Below are 18647 nucleotides of genomic sequence, written 5' to 3'. Positions count from 1 at the left end.
GGTTTCGCCCTCGCGGGGGGGATCAGTCGATGTATTCGAACAGTTTGACGATCTTCTGCACGCCCGAGACGCCCTGCACCACGTTGGTGGCAGCGTTGGCCTCTTGCTGGGTGACCAGGCCGAGCAGATAGACGATACCGTTCTCGGTGATCACCTTGATGCGCGAGCCGGGGACGCTGGCGTCCGTCAGCATCTGGGTCTTGATCTTGGTGGTGAGCCAGGCATCGTTGTTACGCGCCAGGATCGAGGAAGGCTGGATCACCTGCAGTTCGTTGTGGACCTTCTTGACCCGCTGGACCTGGCCGGCGGTCTGCTCGGCCAGCGACTTGAGGTCGGCGCGCGGCGTCTGGCCGGCCAGCAGGACAACGCCGTTGTAGCTGCTGACGACGATATGCGAGCCCTGGTCCAGGTCTGGATTGGCCTTGGCGATGTTGACCGAAACCTTGGTCTCGATCAGCGAGTCATCGATCTTGCTGCCGATGGTGCGGGTGCCGCGGTCATCCTCGATGGGCGAGTTGCGCGCCGAGGTCAGTACCGAGCTGCAGCCTGTAATGCTCAGGCACAGGGTGAGGGCCATCAGGCCGAGGTGCTTGGGGATCATTCTTCACTCCCGAACAGTTGGCTGTCGATCAGGTCGCACAGACAGTGGATCGCCAGCAGGTGGACTTCCTGGATGCGTGCGGTGACGGTCGAGGGTACGCGGATCTCCACGTCCTCGGGCAGCAGCAGCGAGGCCATGCCGCCGCCATCGCGACCGGTCAAGGCTACGACAATCATTTCGCGGTCATGTGCGGCCTGGATCGCCTGGATCACGTTGGCCGAGTTGCCGCTGGTGGAGATCGCCAGCAAGACGTCGCCGGGCTGGCCCAGGGCGCGAATCTGCTTGGAGAACACCTCGTTGTAGCTGTAGTCGTTGGCAATCGAGGTGAGTGTCGAGCTGTCGGTGGTCAGGGCAATGGCCGGCAGGCTCGGGCGCTCGCGCTCGAAGCGGTTGAGCAGCTCCGACGAGAAATGCTGGGCGTCGCCGGCCGAGCCGCCGTTGCCGCAGGCGAGCATCTTGCCGTCGCTGAGCAGGGCGTTGACCATGACCAGGCTGGCCTGCTCGATGTGAGGTGCCAGGATGTCCATTGCCTGTTGCTTGGTGTCGATGCTGGCCTGGAACAGCCGGCGAATTCGGGATTGCATGTCCATCTGGTGACCTTAAATGGGGCGGTGGCCGGCGCGGCGCGCGCCAGGGATCCGCCCGCGAAACATAGAGCGAAAAATTCGGTACAGGTTCAGCACTCGAAGGCGTTTTTCAGCCAAAGAAGCGGTTCCCCGGCATGGCCTTGGCCCTGCAGGGCGACAACGTCGAAGCGGCAGGGTTGAGCGGCCCAGCGGGGTTCATCGAGCAGGAATAAGTTGGCGGCCAGCGCCAGTCGCTTCTGCTTGCGCCCGTCAATACTGCCGAGCGCGCCGCCGAAGTCCGCGTGTAGCCGGTAGCGGACTTCGACGAATACTACTGTATCGGCATCGAGCATGACCAGATCGAGCTCACCGCCCTTGCATCGCCAGTTGCGCGTCAGTAGCTGCAGACCTTGCCCTCGGAGGTAGTCGAGGGCTTGGTCTTCGGCGGCCTGGCCTGCGTGGCTGGGCGATGCGCCGGGCATCAGCGCGGCGTGTCCGGCAGGCGTTTGACCTGGCCGCCGGAGAACTCGGCCCATGGCAGCTGACGTTCGATACGTTGAGCCGGGTTCATGCTCAGGCTGCCAGACAGGCCTTCGACGCGGTTGTCCGGCAGTGCCTTGAGCTGGCTCAGGCGTGGCGCCAGGCTGTAGGCGTCGACGCCCATGGCGTACAGGCGGCCGAGGCTGCCGGCCGCTTGCGGCCACTGCTGCACCACCTGCTGGCGCAGGCTGTTGGTGGTGTCGAGCAGCCACGGCGTTTCGCAGAAGCGGATGCCGTTCATGTCGTTGTACTGGTTGATGTCGCCGCTGGCGCTGTACAGGTTGGACGTGGCGTACACCGGCACGTCACCGGCGTACTGGAAGTTCAGCGTCGGCTTGATCTGCTGGGCCTGTTGCGGGGTGGCGGCAAGGAAGATGAAGTCGATGTCCTGGCGGCGCGACGGCTGGGCGGCGATGTCGCTGCCGACCGTGCTTTGCAGGCTCTTGGCGCGGCCTTCGCTCTGGCGCAGCTGGAACAGGTCGGCGATCTGTTGGGCGAGGGCTACTGGCTGAGCGATGCGCTCGGCGGCCAGCAGGGTGCCGCCATTGCTTTCCCAGTCCTTGCGGAAGGCTGCCAGGACGCGGTCGCCCCATTCGCCGCGGGGTACCAGCGCTACCGCACGGACCTTGCCGTCGGCACGGGCGCGGCGGGCGACTTCACGGGCCTCGTCCTCGGCCGCAAGGCCGAACTGGAACAGTTGAGGCGGGGCCGATTGGCCAGCATCGGCGTAGTTCAGGGCCAGGGTGGTGATGGGCAGTTGCGGGTAGGCCGCGAGCTTTTTCACCAGTGGTTTTTCCAGCGGGCCTACGACCAGTTGCACGCCGGCGGCCTGGGCCTGGCGGTAGAAGTCATCGAGCGAGGTGATGCGCGAGCTGTCGAACACCTGCACGGCAGGGGCTGGCTGGCCGCCTTGCTGGGCCTGGAAGTGTGCGGCCATGAAACCGTCGCGCAGGGCGCGGGCGACGCCTGCCAGTGGCCCTTCCTGGGGCAGCAGCAGGGCGATCTTGGTCAGTGGCTGGCTGGCCAGCTCCTTGAGCTTGACCAGGGCGACCGGCAGTTGCTTGGCGGCCGGATGGTCGGGGTGTTGGCCTTTCCAGGTGTCGATCGCGGCCTGTTGCTGCTCCAGGGTGCCTGCGCGCTTCACGGCCAGGGCCAGGCTGGTCCAGCCGGCGAGCGTTTCGTTGCTGGCCGGTTGTTGCAGTTGTTCGGCTGGCAGCGAGGCAACCAGCGCCCAGATGGCGTCATTGTTGGCGCTTGCCGCCTGGCCGCTGAGCAGTGGTGTCAGCAGCACTCGCTGCTGTGCGGCGGCCAGGGCCTGGCCGTCGGCCTCGAGGGCGGCGGCGTGAACGCTGTAGGTGCGCGCCTGCTGTTGTTCCGGCAGTTCGTCGACGCGTTGCAGGCTTGGGTGGGCAAGTGCTGCCAGGGCTGCCTTGGGCTGGTTGCGGGTCATGGCCAGCTCTGCCGTCAGCGTGCTGGCGAAGACCTGCTGGGCCGGCTTGAGCGCATCCAGCGGGACCTGCTCGAGAATGCGCGCCGAGCGTGGGTAATCTTTCTGCTTGTAGGCCAGGTCGGCGGCGCTCAGTCGCAGCAGGGCTGCATCCTCGGCAGACTTGCTGGTGGCTGCCTTGTCGAGCAGCTGTTCGATGCTGGCATCCGGGGTGCGTGGCAGTTCGCCCAGGCTGGATGAGGGCGAGCTGGCGCAGGCTGCCAGCAGGGCAGCGAGGCAGAGGGCTGTGAACAGCCGCAGACAAGCGATCATGTAAAGGTCCTGTTACTCGATCAAGTTGGCCGGCAATTGTACCCAAGCAACGGGCGTGGCGCGATCATCGCCGATGATGATCCTTCACTATAGGTGGCTGCGGGCGTGAGGGGGGCGAAGTTCTTTGCGCCCTGTTGCCGGTGCTCGGGCTACAATGGCGGCTTTGATCCGGTATGCAGGTGTGCGCAGTGACTGATGTTGCAGGGGCTTCGAAATCCACGATGGGAACGCTGTATGTGGTTGCCACACCCATCGGCAACCTTGACGACATGAGTGCGCGGGCACTTAAGGTGCTCGCGAGCGTGAGCCTTATCGCTGCCGAAGACACTCGCCATTCGGTGCGTCTGCTCCAGCATTTCGGCATCGATACGCCGCTGGCGGCCTGTCATGAGCACAACGAGCGTGACGAGGGTGGGCGCTTCATCACCCGGCTGCTGGCGGGTGACGACGTGGCGCTGGTGTCCGATGCCGGTACGCCGCTGATTTCCGATCCGGGCTATCACTTGGTGCGCCAGGCCCGTGCGGCGGGTGTGCAGGTGGTGCCGGTGCCGGGGGCCTGCGCCTTGATTGCGGCATTGTCGGCCGCAGGTTTACCGTCCGATCGCTTCATTTTCGAAGGTTTCCTGCCAGCCAAGACGGCAGGGCGGCGCGCGCGATTGGAGCAGGTCAGGGAAGAGCCGCGCACTTTGATCTTCTATGAGGCGCCACATCGCATCCTGGAATGCCTGGAAGACATGGAAGCGGTGTTCGGCGGTGAGCGCCCGGCATTGCTGGCGCGTGAGATCACCAAGACGTTCGAAACGCTCAAGGGCCTGCCGCTGGCCGAGCTGCGCGCATTCGTGCAGGGCGACAGCAATCAGCAGCGTGGCGAGTGTGTAGTGCTGGTGGCCGGTTGGGTCGCGCCCGATGATGAGCAGGCGATCAGTGTCGAAGCGCAGCGCGTGCTCGACCTGCTGCTGGCGGAATTGCCGCTCAAGCGTGCGGCGGCGTTGGCGGCGGAGATTACCGGGGTGCGCAAGAACTTGCTCTATCAACTGGCGCTGGAAAAACAGCAACGCGAATGATGGCAAACTGATATTGTTTGTCGTCTCGCTTGTTCTTGAGCGCCGCTGCCGGTAACCTTGTCGGCGGAGAGTCGATCGGACAGTCGCTGCCGTCTTTTGTTCCGCAAAAGGCGGGGGAGGAAAGTCCGGGCTCCGCAGGGCAGAGTGCCAGGTAACGCCTGGGAGGCGCGAGCCTACGGAAAGTGCCACAGAAAATAACCGCCTAAGCACTTCGGTGCCGGTAAGGGTGAAAAGGTGCGGTAAGAGCGCACCGCACGGCTGGCAACAGTTCGTGGCTAGGTAAACCCCACTCGGAGCAAGACCAAATAGGGTTCCATACGGCGTGGCCCGCGTCGGAACCGGGTAGGTTGCTAGAGGCGTCCAGTGATGGCCGTCGTAGAGGAATGACTGTCCTCGACAAAACCCGGCTTACAGATCGACTCTCCACCCCCTCCTTCCTCTGCTTGTTTCGATAGCAGATGCCTCTGGTAATACCAAAAAAATCTTACTCTTAATAAATCACTTTAACTTCGAACTCTATCCACCTGAGTTCGCTTGATTTTTCCCGTCATTTTTCTTCACGAGTAATCCTCTCTCTTCCCTTTGTTGCGCTAAATCCACGTCCTGTAAGGGTTTTCCTTATGAACGTGCCTTGACGGTGTGGCGGGCGGATTCCTATAGTGTGCGCAAGTGGCAGAAAGTGGGATGAAGTGGGTTTTCTGGCGCAAAAACGCTAACATTGTGGGGAATCGCAGCCGTGTTCCGCGGAGCCAACGCCGTCAGCCTCGATGCAAAGGGCCGTCTCGCCATGCCGAGCCGGTACCGTGACGAGCTCGATTCGCGTTGCAATGGTCAATTGATCGTGACCATCGACGCGGTGGATCCCTGCCTGTGTGTTTATCCCCTCGATGAGTGGGAACAGATTGAAGCCAAGTTGCGTGCCTTGCCGTCGTTGCGTGAGGAAAACCGCCGCCTGCAGCGTTTGCTGATCGGCAATGCGGTTGACCTGGAGCTCGATGGCAGTGGGCGTTTCCTGGTACCGCCCCGTTTACGTGAATACGCCAAGCTCGACAAGAAGGCGATGCTGGTGGGGCAACTGAACAAATTCCAGTTGTGGGATGAGGATGCCTGGAACGTGGTTTCGGCAGCCGACCTTGCAGCTATTCAACAACCGGGCGCCATGCCCGATGAACTGCGTGACCTGATCCTGTGACCATAGATAGCGGCTTCAACCACATCACCGTCCTGCTCGACGAAGCTGTCGAGGCATTGGCCTTGCGCGCCGACGGTCGCTATCTGGACGGCACCTTCGGGCGTGGCGGGCACAGCCGCCTGATCCTCAGCAAGCTCGGGCCGCAGGGCCAGTTGCTGGGGTTCGACAAGGACCCTCAAGCGATTGCCACCGGGCAAGCGCTGGCGGCCGAAGACGGCCGCTTTGTCATTGTGCAGCGCAGCTTTGCCGAGCTGGGCGACGAGGTGCGCGCGCGCGGCCTGGACGGCAAGGTCAGTGGCGTATTGCTCGACCTGGGCGTGTCCTCGCCGCAGCTGGACGATCCCGAGCGTGGCTTCAGTTTCCTCAACGACGGCCCGCTGGACATGCGCATGAACCCTGACAAGGGTGTGAGCGCCGCCGAATTCATCGCCACCGCTTCAGTGGAAGAAATCGCCCGGGTATTCAAGGAATACGGTGAGGAGCGTTTCGCCGGCCGCATGGCCCGTGCGGTGGTCGAGCGTCGCGAAAAGCAACCGTTCACCCGAACCGGTGACCTGGCCGAAGTGCTCAAGGTTGCCAACCCCGCCTGGGAGAAGGGCAAGAACCCGGCCACCCGCGCGTTCCAGGGGTTGCGTATCCACGTCAACAATGAGCTGGGCGATCTGGAGGCTGGCCTCGAGGCCGCCCTGGAGTCCCTGGAGATCGGTGGTCGCCTGGTGGTTATCAGCTTCCATTCGTTGGAAGACCGCATCGTCAAGCTGTTCATGCGCAAGCTGGTCAAAGGCGAGGCCGACAATCTGCCGCGCAACCTGCCGGTGCAGCACAAAGTCTTTGAACCGAAGATCAAGCTCATCGGCAAGGCGCAGTTCGCCTCCGCCGAAGAGCTCAAGGCCAACCCGCGGTCGCGCAGCGCCGTGATGCGGGTGGCGGAGAAGCTTCGGTGAGCCGGCTGTTTGCCAAACCTTTACCAGGCGGAAGCTTCCTGATGCTTCTGCTGTTCGTGGCTGTGCTCGTTTCGGCCATTGCCGTGTCTTACAGCGCCCACTGGAACCGCCAGTTGCTCAACACCCTGTACGGCGAGTTGAACGAGCGCGACAAGGCTCAGGCCGAATGGGGCCGCCTGATTCTGGAGCAGAGCACCTGGACCGCCCACAGCCGTATCGAGAACCTCGCCAGCGAGCAACTGAAGATGCGTGTGCCGGCCGCTGACGAAGTGCGGATGGTGGCGCCATGATGAAGCTCGAAGGTGCACTCTATCCCTGGCGCTTCCGTGTGGTCATCGGCCTGTTGGCGTTGATGGCCGGTGCCATCTGCTGGCGCATCATCGACCTGCAGGTGGTCGACCGCGACTTCCTCAAAGGCCAGGGCGATGCCCGCAGCCTGCGCCATATTCCTATCCCGGCGCACCGCGGCCTGATCACCGACCGTAACGGCGAGCCCCTGGCGGTCAGTACGCCGGTCACCACCTTGTGGGCCAACCCCAAGGAAATGCAGGTTGCCAAGGACCGTTGGCCGCAACTGGCTGCAGCGCTTGGGCAGAACCCCCAGCAATTGACCGAGCGCCTAACCCAGCAGGCCAGCAAGGAATTCATCTACCTGGTCCGCGGCCTGACCCCGGAGCAGGGTCAGCATGTGCTCGACCTGAAAGTGCCTGGTGTCTACGGCCTTGAAGAATTCCGCCGCTTCTACCCGGCAGGCGACGTCACCGCCCATATGGTCGGCTTCACCGACCTCGACGACCACGGTCGCGAAGGGGTGGAGCTGGCCTATGACGAATGGCTCGCCGGGGTGCCCGGCAAGCGGCAGGTGATCAAGGACCGACGCGGCCGGCTGATCAAGGATATCCAGGTAACCAAGAACGCCAAGGCCGGAAAGACCTTGGCGTTGTCGATTGACCTGCGCCTGCAGTACCTGGCCACCCGTGAGCTGCGCAACGCCATCGCCGAGCAGGAAGCCAAGGCCGGCAGCCTGGTGATCATGGACGTCAAGACCGGTGAAGTGCTGGCCATGGTCAACCAGCCAACCTACAACCCGAACAACCGCCGCAGCATGTTCCCGGCGGCCATGCGCAACCGGGCGATCATCGACGTGTTCGAGCCGGGCTCGACGGTCAAGCCGATCTCGATGAGCGCCGCGTTGCAGAGCGGTCGCTGGAAACCCACCGACAAGGTCGAGGTGTACCCGGGCAGCCTGCAGATCGGCCGCTACACCATCAAGGACGTGTCCAAGAGCGAAGGCCCGATCCTCGACCTCACCGGCATCCTGATCAACTCCAGTAACGTGGGCATGAGCAAGATCGCCTTCGATATCGGCGGCGAGGCCATCTACCGGGTGATGTCCCAGGTGGGGCTTGGTCAATACACCGGCCTGGGCTTCCCGGGTGAACGCGTCGGCAACCTGCCCAACCACCGCGAGTGGCGCAAGGCCGAGACCGCGACCCTGTCGTATGGCTACGGTGTATCGGTGACCGCGCTGCAGCTGGTGCATGCCTACGCGGCTCTGGCCAACGACGGCAAGATGGTGCCGCTGTCGATCCTCAAGGTCGACAAGGCGCCGGAAGCCGTGCAGGCGATCCCCAAGGAAACCGCCGAGACCGTGCAGGCCATGCTGCAGCAGGTGATCGAAGCGCCGCGCGGGGTGTTCCGTGCGCAGGTGCCGTTCTATCACGTGGGTGGCAAGTCGGGTACCGCCCGTAAAGCCACGGTCGGCTCCAAGGGCTACACCGAGAACGCCTACCGTTCGCTGTTCGCCGGTTTCGGCCCGATGAGCGACCCGCGCTACGCCATCGTCGTGGTCATCGACGAGCCGAGCAAAGGCGGCTACTTCGGTGGCCTGGTATCGGCGCCGGTATTCAGCAAGGTCATGTCCGGCACCCTGCGCCTGATGAACGTGCCGCCGGACAACCTGCCGCCGGCCACCGAACAACAGCAAGTCAGTGCAGTACCCGCCAAGGGAGGGCGTGGATGATGACGATGCCATTGAGCAAGCTATTCGCCAACGCCAGCCGCGACCCGTTGATCCGGGAACTGACCCTGGACAGCCGTGCCGTTCGCCCGGGCGACCTGTTCCTCGCTGTGCCCGGCGCCAAGGTCGATGGCCGTGACCATATCGCCGATGCCCTTGCCCGTGGCGCCGCCGCGGTCGCCTACGAAGAGCAAGGTGCCAGCGTACTGCCGATCACCGACGCGCCGCTGATCCCGGTCAAGGGTTTGATCGGCCAGCTGTCGCAGATTGCCGGACGCTTCTATGGCGAGCCGAGCCGCCAGCTGAACCTGGTGGGCGTCACCGGCACCAATGGCAAGACCAGTGTCACCCAGCTGCTGGCCCAGGCCCTCGATGCCCTCGGCCAGCGTTGCGGCCTGATCGGCACCTTGGGTACCGGCTTCTATGGCGAGCTGCAGAGTGGTCGTTTGACCACCCCGGATCCGATTGCCGTGCAGGCGACGCTCAACGACCTGAAGAAGGGCGGCGCCAAGGCCGTGGCCATGGAAGTGTCCTCCCATGCCCTGGAGCAGGGGCGCGTCGCTGCGCTGGAATTCGACATCGCGGTGATGACCAACCTGTCTCGCGACCACCTCGACTACCACGGCAGCATGGAGGCCTACGAGGCCGCCAAGGCCAAGCTGTTCGCCTGGCCGAGCCTGCGTTGTCAGGTGGTCAACCTGGACGATGCGTTTGGCCGCCGCCTGGCGGATGACTTTGCCCGCCGCCCCAGCAGCGATCATAGCGAGACCCGGCTGCTCAGCTATAGCCTGGAAAACCCGGACGCCTCGCTGTTCTGCCGTGAAGCCAGCTTCAATGACGATGGCGTGCGCGCCACCCTGGTCACCGCCCAGGGCGAGCGCACCCTGCGCAGTCAACTGCTGGGTCGCTTCAACCTGAGCAACATGCTCGCCGCCGTGGCAGCGCTGCTGGCGCTGGATTATTCGCTGGACGAGATTCTCAAGGTCACCCCGCAACTGCAGGGCCCGGTGGGCCGCATGCAGCGCTTGGGTGGCGGCGACAAACCCTTGGTGGTGGTCGATTACGCGCACACCCCAGATGCGCTGGAAAAAGTCCTCGAAACCTTGCGCCCGCACGCCCACGGCCAGTTGCTGTGCCTGTTCGGCTGTGGCGGCGACCGCGATCGCGGCAAGCGCCCGCTGATGGCCGAAGTGGCCGAGCGCCTGGCCGACCGCGTGCTGGTTACCGACGACAACCCGCGCACTGAAGATCCGCAGCGGATCTTCGACGATATTCGCCCCGGTTTCGCCCAGCCCGCCAGTGTCGAGTTCGTCGCCGGCCGTGGCGAGGCCATCGCCCACCTGATCGCTACCGCCAGCGCCAACGACGTGATCGTCCTGGCCGGCAAGGGGCACGAGGATTACCAGGAGATCAATGGCGAGCGCCATGATTTCTCCGACCTGGTCGAGGCCGAGAAGGCACTGGCCGCCTGGGAGGCTCCACATGCTTAAGCCCATGACCCTCAGCCAGCTGACCACAGCACTGAGTGCGCGCGTGGTCGGTAGCGACGCCAGCTTCACCGGCGTCAGCATCGACAGCCGTAGCGTGGCTGCCGGTCAACTGTTCGTCGCGCTCACCGGGCCGCGTTTCGATGGCCACGACTACTTGGCTGACGTGAAGGCCAAGGGGGCGGTCGCGGCCCTGGTCGAGCGGGAAATCGCCGATGTCGACCTGCCGCAGTTGCTGGTCGCCGACTGCCGTGTGGCCCTCGGCCAGCTCGGTGCGCTGAACCGTGCCGGCTACGACAAACCCGTGGTCGCCATCACCGGCTCGAGTGGCAAGACCACCGTCAAGGAAATGCTCGCCGCGATCCTGCGTACCCAGGGCCTGGTCCATGCCACCCGTGGCAACCTGAACAACGACCTCGGCGCGCCGCTGACGCTGCTGGAGATCGCCCCCGAGCACAGCGCCGCAGTGATCGAGCTGGGCGCTTCGCGCATTGGCGAGATCCGCTACACCGTCGGCCTCACCCAGCCGCAGGTGGTGATCATCAACAACGCCGGCACTGCCCATGTGGGCGAGTTCGGCGGCCCGGAAAAAATCGTCGAGGCCAAGGGCGAGATCCTCGAAGGCCTGGGCGAGGGCGGTACCGCCATTCTCAACCTGGCCGACAAAGCCTTCGAAATCTGGCGCAAGCGTGCCGGCGCGCATCGCATCCTGAGCTTCGCCCTGGATAACCCGCAGGCTGACTTTTACGCCAGCGGCATCGGCCGTGATGCCCGTGGCTGCCCGTCGTTCACCCTGCATGGGCCTGATGGCAGCGTGCCGGTGCAGTTGAACCTGCTCGGCACCCACAACGTCAGCAATGCCCTGGCCGCCGCCGCCGCCGCCCATGCCGTTGGTCTGAGCCTGAGCGGTATCAAAGCCGGCCTCGAGGCCGTGCAACCGGTCAAGGGCCGCACCGTGGCGCAAATCGCGCCGAACGGTGTGCGGGTGATCGATGACAGCTACAACGCAAATCCCACCTCGATGTGTGCGGCCATTGATATACTCGCCGGCTTTTCCGGGCGCACCGTTCTGGTGCTCGGGGATATCGGCGAACTGGGGCAATGGGCCGAGGAAGGCCATCGCCAGGTAGGTGACTACGCCCGCGGCAAGGTCGATGCGCTTTACGCAGTGGGCACCAACATGGCCCATGCGGTTAAGGCTTTCGGCGCCAATGGCCGCCATTTCGCTACACAAGCTGAGCTGATCGATGCCGTCCGCGTCGAGACCGCCAGCGACACCACTATCTTGATCAAGGGCTCGCGCAGCGCTGCGATGGAAAACGTCGTGGCTGCACTGTGCGAAACCGGCGGGGAGAAACATTAATGCTGCTGCTGTTGGCTGAGTATCTGCAACAGTTCTACAAGGGCTTCGCGGTCTTCCAGTACCTCTCGCTGCGCGGGATCCTGGGTGTACTGACCGCGCTGACCCTGGCCCTGTGCCTGGGCCCGTGGATGATCCGTACCCTGCAGATCCGCCAGATCGGTCAGGCCGTGCGTAACGACGGCCCGCAATCGCACCTGTCCAAGTCCGGCACCCCGACCATGGGCGGTGCTCTGATTCTTTCCGCCATCGCCATCAGCACCCTGCTGTGGGCCGACCTGACCAACCGCTACGTCTGGGTGGTACTGATCGTCACCCTGGCGTTCGGCGCCATCGGTTGGGTCGACGACTACCGCAAGGTGATCGAGAAGAACTCGCGCGGCCTGCCAAGCCGCTGGAAGTATTTCTGGCAGTCGGTATTCGGCCTGGCTGCGGCGATCTTCCTCTACAAGACCGCGCCGACCAGCGTCGAGACCACGCTGATCATCCCGATGCTCAAGGACCTCACCATCCCGCTGGGTGCCGGCTTCATCGTGCTCACCTACTTCGTGATCGTCGGTTCGAGCAACGCGGTCAACCTGACCGACGGCCTCGATGGCCTGGCGATCATGCCGACGGTGATGGTCGGCGGCGCCCTGGGCATCTTCTGCTACCTGTCGGGCAACGTGAAGTTCGCCGAATACCTGCTGATCCCTTACGTCCCGGGTTCGGGCGAGCTGATCGTGTTCTGCGGCGCGCTGATCGGTGCCGGCCTGGGCTTCCTGTGGTTCAACACCTACCCGGCCCAGGTGTTCATGGGCGACGTCGGCGCACTGGCGCTGGGCGCCGCACTGGGCACCATCGCCGTGATCGTCCGCCAGGAAATCGTGCTGTTCATCATGGGCGGTGTGTTCGTGATGGAAACCCTGTCGGTGGTGATCCAGGTCGCGTCCTTCAAGTTGACCGGCAAGCGCGTGTTCCGCATGGCGCCGATCCATCACCACTTTGAACTCAAGGGCTGGCCCGAGCCACGGGTGATCGTCCGTTTCTGGATCATCACCGTGATTCTGGTGCTGATCGGCCTTGCCACCCTGAAACTGAGGTAAACGAGCGTGTCACTGATCGCTTCCGACCAATTCCGCATCGTTGTCGGCCTCGGCAAGAGCGGCATGTCCCTGGTTCGCTTCCTGGCGAGCCGGGGCATTGCCTTTGCGGTCGCCGACACCCGCGAGCAACCGCCGGAACTGGACACCCTGCGCCGTGATTACCCGCAGGTGGAAGTGCGCTGTGGCGAGCTGGACGTGGACTTCCTGTGCCGCGCCAGCACGCTGTACGTGAGCCCCGGCCTGGCCCTGGCCACCCCGGCGCTGCAGCAGGCAGCGGCACGTGGCGTGACCCTGTCCGGTGACATCGAGCTGTTCGCCCGTTATGCCAAGGCGCCGATCGTGGCCATCAGTGGCTCCAACGCCAAGAGCACGGTTACCACCCTGGTCGGTGAAATGGCCGCCAAGGCGGGCAAACGTGTGGCGGTCGGCGGCAACCTCGGCACGCCGGCGCTGGACCTGCTCGATGACAGCGTGGAGCTCTACGTGCTCGAGCTGTCGAGCTTCCAGCTGGAAACCACCGACCAGCTCAATGCCGAAGTGGCCACGGTGCTGAACATCAGCGAAGACCACATGGACCGCTACAGCGGCCTGCCGGCCTATCACCTGGCCAAGCACCGGATCTTCCGCGGCGCCCGCCAGGTGGTGGTGAACCGCCAGGACGCGCTGAGCCGGCCATTGCCGGTGGAAGGCCTGCCGTGCTGGACCTTCGGCCTCAATACCCCGGACTTCAAGGCCTTTGGCCTGCGCGAAGTCGACGGCGAAAAATACCTGGCCTTCGAATTCCAGACGCTCATGCCGGTGCGCGAGCTGAAGATTCGCGGTGCCCACAACCAGAGCAACGCCCTGGCTGCCCTGGCCCTCGGCCACGCCGCCGGGCTGCCGTTCGCGCCCATGCTTGAAGCCCTGCGCGAGTTCAAGGGTCTGGCCCATCGCTGTCAGTGGATCCGCGAGCGCAACGGTGTGAACTGGTACGACGATTCCAAGGCCACCAACGTCGGTGCCGCACTGGCTGCCATCGAAGGCCTGGGCGCCGATATCGAAGGCAAGCTGGTACTGATTGCCGGCGGTGATGGCAAGGGTGCCGACTTCGCCGCCCTGCGCGCGCCGGTGGCGCAACACTGCCGCGCGGTGGTGCTGCTGGGCCGCGATGCCGAGCGCCTGGCGCAAACCCTGGGCGATGACGTGCTGCAGGTGCGGGTGAAAACCCTCGACGAAGCAGTGCAGCGCTGCGCCGAACTGGCCCAGCCCGGTGATGCCGTGCTGCTGTCGCCGGCCTGCGCCAGCCTCGACATGTTCAAGAACTTCGAAGAACGCGGGCGCCTGTTCGCCCAGGCGGCGGAGGGGCTGGCATGATCTTCGGCATCCTCAAGCCGTACCCGTCGCCGCTGATCAGCGGCCGTGGCATCGACCTCGACTTCCCGCTGCTGGCCGGCTGCCTGGCGCTGCTCGGCCTGGGCCTGGTGATGATCACCTCGGCGTCCTCGGAAGTGGCCGCGGTGCAGTCGGGCAACCCGCTCTATCACATGTTCCGCCACCTGGTGTATGTCGTCCTCGGCCTGGGCGCCGGGGTGATGACCATGATGGTGCCGATCGCCACCTGGCAGCGCATGGGCTTCATGATGCTGATCTGCGCCTTCGGCCTGCTGGTGATGGTGCTGGTGCCCGGTATCGGTCGCGAAGTGAACGGTTCGATGCGCTGGATCGGCTTCAGCTTCTTCAACGTCCAGCCGTCCGAGATCGCCAAGGTGTTCGTGGTCATCTACCTGGCCGGCTACCTGGTGCGCCGGCAGACCGAAGTGCGCGAAACCTGGATGGGCTTCTTCAAGCCGTTCATCGTGCTGCTGCCGATGGCCGTCCTGCTGCTGATGGAGCCGGACTTCGGCGCCACCGTGGTGATGATGGGCGCCGCTGCGGCCATGTTGTTCCTCGGCGGGGTGGGGTTGTTCCGCTTCTCGCTGATGGTGGTGCTGGCGGTGGTGTCGGTGGTGGTCCTGGTCCAGGCCCAGCCGTACCGGATGGCGCGCCTGATCACCTTTACCGACCCGTGGTCCGACCAGTTCGGCTCCGGCTACCAGCTTACCCAGGCGCTGATCGCCTTCGGCCGCGGCGAGTGGCTGGGCGTGGGCCTGGGCAACAGCGTGCAGAAGCAGTTCTACCTGCCCGAAGCGCACACCGACTTCGTGTTCTCGGTGCTGGCCGAAGAGCTGGGCGTGGTCGGCTCGCTGCTGACCGTCGCGCTGTTCGTCTTCGTCACGGTGCGCGCCCTGTACATCGGCCTGTGGGCCGAGAAGGCCAAGCAGTTCTTCGCCGCCTACATGGCGTTCGGCCTGGCCTTCCTGTGGATCGGCCAGTTCCTGATCAACATCGGCGTGAACGTCGGCCTGCTGCCGACCAAGGGCCTGACGCTGCCGTTCCTCAGCTACGGGGGCAGTTCGCTGGTGATCTGCTGCGCCTGCGTAGGCTTGTTATTACGCATCGAGTGGGAGAGCCGCACGCACCTGGGCAGCGAGGAGCACGAGTTCAACGAACACGACTTTGCCGAGGAGACCAGTCATGGCCGCTGACGGCAAGAACGTATTGATCATGGCCGGCGGTACCGGCGGCCATGTGTTCCCGGCATTGGCCTGTGCCCGCGAGTTCCAGGCCCGTGGCTACAGCGTGCACTGGCTGGGCACCCCGCGCGGCATCGAGAACGAGCTGGTGCCCCAGGCCGGCCTGCCGTTGCACCTGATCCAGGTCAGCGGCCTGCGTGGCAAAGGCAAGCTGTCGCTGCTCAAGGCGCCGTTCACCCTGGTCAAGGCCGTGCTGCAGGCGCGGCGTATCGTCCGTGAGCTCAAGCCGGTCTGCGTGATCGGCTTCGGCGGCTACGTGACCGGCCCTGGCGGCGTGGCCGCGCGGCTGTGCGGCGTGCCCCTGGTGATCCACGAACAGAACGCCCGCGCCGGTACCGCCAATCGTCTGCTCGTGCCGCTGTCGGCGCGGGTCTGCGAGGCGTTCCCGGGCACCTTTGCCGCCAGCGACAAGCTGCGTACCACCGGCAATCCGGTGCGTGCCGAACTGTTCATGGATGCGCAGCGCGCACCCCTGGCCGATCGCCGCGCGCGCCTGTTGGTCATGGGCGGCAGTCTGGGTGCGGAACCATTGAACAAATTGTTGCCTAAGGCCCTGTCCGAGGTGCCCGCGAACCTGCGGCCCGAGGTGTTCCACCAGGCCGGCAAGCACCATGCGCCGATCACCGCCGAGCGTTATCAGGAGGCGGGGGTCGAAGCGCAGGTAGAACCGTTCATCAAGGACATGGCCCACGCCTATGGCTGGGCCGACATGGTGGTCTGCCGGGCCGGTGCCCTGACCGTCAGCGAACTCGCGGCGGCAGGCCTGCCTTCGATGCTGGTGCCCTTGCCCCACGCCATCGACGACCACCAGACCCACAACGCCCACTATCTGGCTCGTGAAGGCGCCGCCTTCCTGATGCCGCAAGCGACAACTGGCGCAGCGCAGCTCGCTGAACGCCTGAACGAGGTGCTGATGCAACCCGAGAAACTCAACACCATGGCCGGCACTGCGCGTCGCCTGGCCAAACCTGCCGCAACCAGCACCGTGGTCGATATCTGCCTGGAGGTGGCCCATGGTTGAAAGCCAGAAAGCCATGCCGCAGCCCAAGATGGGCCGTATCCGCCGTATCCACTTCGTCGGTATCGGCGGCGTGGGCATGTGCGGTATTGCCGAAGTGCTGCTGAACCTGGGCTATGAAGTGTCCGGTTCCGACCTCAAGACCTCGCCGGTCACCGAGCGCCTGGAATCGTTCGGCGCCGAGATCTTCGTCGGCCACCGCGCCGAGAACGCCGCCAGCGCCGATGTGCTGGTGGTGTCCAGCGCGATCAACCCGGCCAACCCGGAAGTCGCCACGGCGCTCGAACGCCGCATCCCGGTGGTGCCGCGTGCCGAAATGCTCGCCGAGCTGATGCGCTATCGCCACGGTATCGCCGTGGCCGGCACCCACGGCAAGACCACCACCACCAGCCTGCTGGCCTCGGTGTTCGCCGCCGGTGGCCTGGACCCGACCTTCGTCATCGGTGGCCGGCTGACCGCCGCCGGCACCAATGCGCAGCTGGGCACCAGCCGCTACCTGATCGCCGAAGCCGACGAAAGCGATGCCAGCTTCCTGCACCTGCAGCCGATGGTCGCGGTGGTCACCAACATCGACGCCGACCACATGGCGACCTACGAAGGCGACTTCAACAAGCTGAAGAAGACCTTCGTCGAGTTCCTGCACAACCTGCCGTTCTACGGCCTGGCCGTGATGTGCCTGGACGACCCGGTGGTGCGCGAGATCCTGCCGCAGGTCAAGCGCCCGACGGTCACCTACGGCTTCAGCGAAGAGGCCGACATCCGCGCCATCAATGTGCGCCAGCAGGGCATGCAGACCCACTTCACCGTGCTGCGCCGCGACTGCGAGCCGCTCGAGGTGTCGGTGAACATGCCGGGCAACCACAACGTGCTCAACGCCCTGGCCACCATCGCCATCGCCACTGACGAAGGCATCAGCGACGAGGCCATCGTCCAGGGCCTGTCCGGCTTCCAGGGCGTCGGCCGCCGCTTCCAGGTGTACGGCGAGCTGCCAGTCGAAGGCGGCAGCGTGATGCTGGTCGACGATTACGGCCACCACCCGACCGAAGTTGCCGCGGTGATCAAGGCCGTGCGCGGTGGCTGGCCAAGCCGCCGCCTGGTGATTGTCTACCAGCCGCACCGCTACAGCCGTACCCGCGACCTGTACGACGACTTCGTGCAGGTGCTGGGCGATGCCAACGTGCTGCTGCTGATGGAGGTCTACCCGGCCGGCGAAGAGCCGATCCCGGGCGCCGACAGCCGCCAGCTGTGCCACAGCATCCGCCAGCGCGGCAAGCTCGACCCGATCTACATCGAACGTGGCGCCGAGCTGGCGCCGCTGGTGCAGCCGCTGCTGCGCGCCGGCGACATCCTGATCTGCCAGGGTGCCGGTGACGTCGGCGGGCTGGCCCCGCAACTGATGAAAAGCCCGCTGTTCGCTGGCGCCAAGCAGGAGAAGTCGAAATGACCAGCGCCTACGACACGCTGCATTCCACCCTCGACGTAAAAGCCTTCGGCCGCGTCGCCGTGCTGTACGGCGGCAAGAGCGCCGAGCGCGCGGTGTCGCTCAAGTCCGGCGCCGCAGTGATCGAGGCATTGACCAGCGCCGGTGTCGACGTGGTCGGCATCGACGTGGGCGATGACCTGCTGGCGCGCCTGCAGAACGAGAAGATCGACCGTGCCTTCATCATCCTCCACGGTCGTGGCGGTGAAGACGGCAGCATGCAAGGCCTGCTCGAGTGCCTGGGTATTCCCTACACCGGCAGCGGCATCCTCGCTTCGGCCCTGGCCATGGACAAGCTGCGCACCAAGCAGGTGTGGCAGAGCCTGGGCATTCCAACCCCGCGCCACGCCGTGCTGGCCAGCGAGCAGGATTGTGTTGCCGCCAGTGCGGAACTGGGCTTCCCGCTGATCGTCAAACCTGCCCATGAAGGTTCGAGCATCGGCATGGCCAAGGTGAACAGCGAGCAGGAACTGATCGCCGCCTGGCAAGACGCCGCCAAATACGATTCGCAAGTACTGGTCGAGCAATGGATTCACGGCCCGGAGTTCACCGTCGCCGTGCTGCGTGGCCAGGTGCTGCCGCCGATCGCGCTGGGCACCCCGCACGTGTTCTACGACTACGACGCCAAGTACATCGCCAATGACACCCAGTACCGCATCCCGTGCGGCCTGGACAGCGTCAAGGAACAAGAGCTGATCGACCTGACCGCGCGTGCCTGCGATGCCATCGGCATCGAAGGCTGGGGCCGGCTGGACGTGATGCAGGACGAGCAGGGCCGGTTCTGGCTGCTCGAAGTCAACACCGCACCTGGCATGACCGATCATAGCCTGGTGCCCATGGCGGCCCGCGCGGCCGGCCTGGACTTCCAGCAGCTGGTGCTGGCGATCCTGGCCGACAGCGTAGCGACGCGAGGTTAACA

General features: G+C 64.8%; 17 protein-coding genes and 1 other RNA gene. 14 read left to right on the top strand and 4 right to left on the bottom strand.

Annotated elements, in window-relative coordinates; all coding sequences use genetic code 11:
• Positions 1-22: 22 nt before the first annotated feature.
• From F6X61_RS20655 to F6X61_RS20640, 4 genes are all read right to left on the bottom strand, one after another.
• A complete protein-coding gene (locus F6X61_RS20655) occupies positions 23-601 on the bottom strand; it encodes a BON domain-containing protein (RefSeq protein WP_153788237.1) in 579 nt (192 codons plus the stop codon).
• A complete protein-coding gene (locus F6X61_RS20650) occupies positions 598-1191 on the bottom strand; it encodes a phosphoheptose isomerase (protein ID WP_011535550.1) in 594 nt (197 codons plus the stop codon). The genes F6X61_RS20655 and F6X61_RS20650 overlap by 4 nt, the downstream gene beginning before the upstream one ends.
• Before the next feature lie 86 nt (positions 1192-1277).
• The gene (locus tag F6X61_RS20645) at positions 1278-1649 is read right to left on the bottom strand and encodes a YraN family protein (protein WP_153788235.1); all 372 of its coding nucleotides are present in this window, start codon (positions 1647-1649) and stop codon (positions 1278-1280) included.
• Positions 1649-3466 carry a penicillin-binding protein activator gene (locus F6X61_RS20640; protein WP_153788233.1) on the bottom strand — a complete coding sequence of 606 codons (1818 nt, stop codon included), beginning with the start codon at positions 3464-3466 and terminating at the stop codon, positions 1649-1651. Before F6X61_RS20640 ends, F6X61_RS20645 begins: the two co-directional genes overlap by 1 nt.
• Before the next feature lie 221 nt (positions 3467-3687).
• Here F6X61_RS20640 and rsmI point away from each other — a divergent pair, with 221 nt between their 5' ends.
• The 14 genes from rsmI to F6X61_RS20570 all read left to right on the top strand — a co-directional run bounded on the left by rsmI (position 3688) and on the right by F6X61_RS20570 (position 18645).
• A complete protein-coding gene (gene rsmI, locus F6X61_RS20635) occupies positions 3688-4530 on the top strand; it encodes a 16S rRNA (cytidine(1402)-2'-O)-methyltransferase (protein ID WP_178125863.1) in 843 nt (280 codons plus the stop codon).
• Positions 4531-4597: 67 nt separating this feature from the next.
• Positions 4598-4957: RNase P RNA component class A (gene rnpB, locus F6X61_RS20630), an RNA gene on the top strand.
• 309 nt (positions 4958-5266) lie between these two features.
• The gene (mraZ, locus tag F6X61_RS20625; protein ID WP_021784148.1) at positions 5267-5722 is read left to right on the top strand and encodes a division/cell wall cluster transcriptional repressor MraZ; all 456 of its coding nucleotides are present in this window, start codon (positions 5267-5269) and stop codon (positions 5720-5722) included.
• Positions 5719-6666, top strand: coding sequence for a 16S rRNA (cytosine(1402)-N(4))-methyltransferase RsmH (rsmH, locus tag F6X61_RS20620; protein ID WP_371923738.1), 948 nt, complete (start codon positions 5719-5721; stop codon positions 6664-6666). Before mraZ ends, rsmH begins: the two co-directional genes overlap by 4 nt.
• Positions 6663-6956: a cell division protein FtsL gene (gene ftsL / locus F6X61_RS20615; RefSeq protein ID WP_153788229.1), complete on the top strand. Its 294-nt coding sequence runs from the start codon at positions 6663-6665 to the stop codon at positions 6954-6956. The genes rsmH and ftsL overlap by 4 nt, the downstream gene beginning before the upstream one ends.
• Positions 6956-8689 carry a penicillin-binding protein 2 gene (locus tag F6X61_RS20610; protein WP_178125865.1) on the top strand — a complete coding sequence of 578 codons (1734 nt, stop codon included), beginning with the start codon at positions 6956-6958 and terminating at the stop codon, positions 8687-8689. The genes ftsL and F6X61_RS20610 overlap by 1 nt, the downstream gene beginning before the upstream one ends.
• The gene (locus F6X61_RS20605; protein ID WP_371923737.1) at positions 8686-10176 is read left to right on the top strand and encodes a UDP-N-acetylmuramoyl-L-alanyl-D-glutamate--2,6-diaminopimelate ligase; all 1491 of its coding nucleotides are present in this window, start codon (positions 8686-8688) and stop codon (positions 10174-10176) included. The genes F6X61_RS20610 and F6X61_RS20605 overlap by 4 nt, the downstream gene beginning before the upstream one ends.
• Entirely contained in the window at positions 10169-11536 is a 1368-nt protein-coding gene (gene murF / locus F6X61_RS20600; protein WP_153788225.1) for a UDP-N-acetylmuramoyl-tripeptide--D-alanyl-D-alanine ligase, read from the top strand. Before F6X61_RS20605 ends, murF begins: the two co-directional genes overlap by 8 nt.
• The gene (gene mraY, locus F6X61_RS20595; RefSeq protein WP_110991623.1) at positions 11536-12618 is read left to right on the top strand and encodes a phospho-N-acetylmuramoyl-pentapeptide-transferase; all 1083 of its coding nucleotides are present in this window, start codon (positions 11536-11538) and stop codon (positions 12616-12618) included. Before murF ends, mraY begins: the two co-directional genes overlap by 1 nt.
• 6 nt (positions 12619-12624) lie before the next feature.
• Entirely contained in the window at positions 12625-13971 is a 1347-nt protein-coding gene (gene murD, locus F6X61_RS20590) for a UDP-N-acetylmuramoyl-L-alanine--D-glutamate ligase (RefSeq protein ID WP_153788223.1), read from the top strand.
• Entirely contained in the window at positions 13968-15182 is a 1215-nt protein-coding gene (gene ftsW, locus F6X61_RS20585; RefSeq protein ID WP_110991621.1) for a putative lipid II flippase FtsW, read from the top strand. The genes murD and ftsW overlap by 4 nt, the downstream gene beginning before the upstream one ends.
• The gene (gene murG / locus F6X61_RS20580; protein WP_153788221.1) at positions 15172-16251 is read left to right on the top strand and encodes an undecaprenyldiphospho-muramoylpentapeptide beta-N-acetylglucosaminyltransferase; all 1080 of its coding nucleotides are present in this window, start codon (positions 15172-15174) and stop codon (positions 16249-16251) included. Before ftsW ends, murG begins: the two co-directional genes overlap by 11 nt.
• Positions 16244-17692, top strand: a complete 1449-nt coding sequence (gene murC / locus F6X61_RS20575) for a UDP-N-acetylmuramate--L-alanine ligase (RefSeq protein WP_153788220.1) — start codon at positions 16244-16246, stop codon at positions 17690-17692. Before murG ends, murC begins: the two co-directional genes overlap by 8 nt.
• The gene (locus tag F6X61_RS20570) at positions 17689-18645 is read left to right on the top strand and encodes a D-alanine--D-alanine ligase (RefSeq protein WP_153788218.1); all 957 of its coding nucleotides are present in this window, start codon (positions 17689-17691) and stop codon (positions 18643-18645) included. The genes murC and F6X61_RS20570 overlap by 4 nt, the downstream gene beginning before the upstream one ends.
• Positions 18646-18647: the final 2 nt, after the last annotated feature.

The sequence above is a fragment of the Pseudomonas sp. EMN2 genome, assembly GCF_009650555.1.
Taxonomy (GTDB): domain Bacteria; phylum Pseudomonadota; class Gammaproteobacteria; order Pseudomonadales; family Pseudomonadaceae; genus Aquipseudomonas; species Aquipseudomonas sichuanensis.
This window is presented reverse-complemented; position numbering and strand designations above follow the sequence as displayed.

Excerpts from the sequence above, each read along its gene's own strand:
- F6X61_RS20655 (WP_153788237.1), bottom strand. The coding sequence starts at position 601 with ATGATCCCCAAGCACCTCGGCCTGATGGCCCTCACCCTGTGCCTGAGC.
- F6X61_RS20650 (WP_011535550.1), bottom strand. The coding sequence starts at position 1,191 with ATGGACATGCAATCCCGAATTCGCCGGCTGTTCCAGGCCAGCATCGAC.
- F6X61_RS20645 (WP_153788235.1), bottom strand. The coding sequence starts at position 1,649 with ATGCCCGGCGCATCGCCCAGCCACGCAGGCCAGGCCGCCGAAGACCAA.
- F6X61_RS20640 (WP_153788233.1), bottom strand. The coding sequence starts at position 3,466 with ATGATCGCTTGTCTGCGGCTGTTCACAGCCCTCTGCCTCGCTGCCCTG.
- rsmI (WP_178125863.1), top strand. The coding sequence starts at position 3,688 with ATGGGAACGCTGTATGTGGTTGCCACACCCATCGGCAACCTTGACGAC.
- F6X61_RS20610 (WP_178125865.1), top strand. The coding sequence starts at position 6,956 with ATGAAGCTCGAAGGTGCACTCTATCCCTGGCGCTTCCGTGTGGTCATC.
- F6X61_RS20605 (WP_371923737.1), top strand. The coding sequence starts at position 8,686 with ATGATGACGATGCCATTGAGCAAGCTATTCGCCAACGCCAGCCGCGAC.
- murF (WP_153788225.1), top strand. The coding sequence starts at position 10,169 with ATGCTTAAGCCCATGACCCTCAGCCAGCTGACCACAGCACTGAGTGCG.
- mraY (WP_110991623.1), top strand. The coding sequence starts at position 11,536 with ATGCTGCTGCTGTTGGCTGAGTATCTGCAACAGTTCTACAAGGGCTTC.
- ftsW (WP_110991621.1), top strand. The coding sequence starts at position 13,968 with ATGATCTTCGGCATCCTCAAGCCGTACCCGTCGCCGCTGATCAGCGGC.
- murG (WP_153788221.1), top strand. The coding sequence starts at position 15,172 with ATGGCCGCTGACGGCAAGAACGTATTGATCATGGCCGGCGGTACCGGC.
- murC (WP_153788220.1), top strand. The coding sequence starts at position 16,244 with ATGGTTGAAAGCCAGAAAGCCATGCCGCAGCCCAAGATGGGCCGTATC.
- F6X61_RS20570 (WP_153788218.1), top strand. The coding sequence starts at position 17,689 with ATGACCAGCGCCTACGACACGCTGCATTCCACCCTCGACGTAAAAGCC.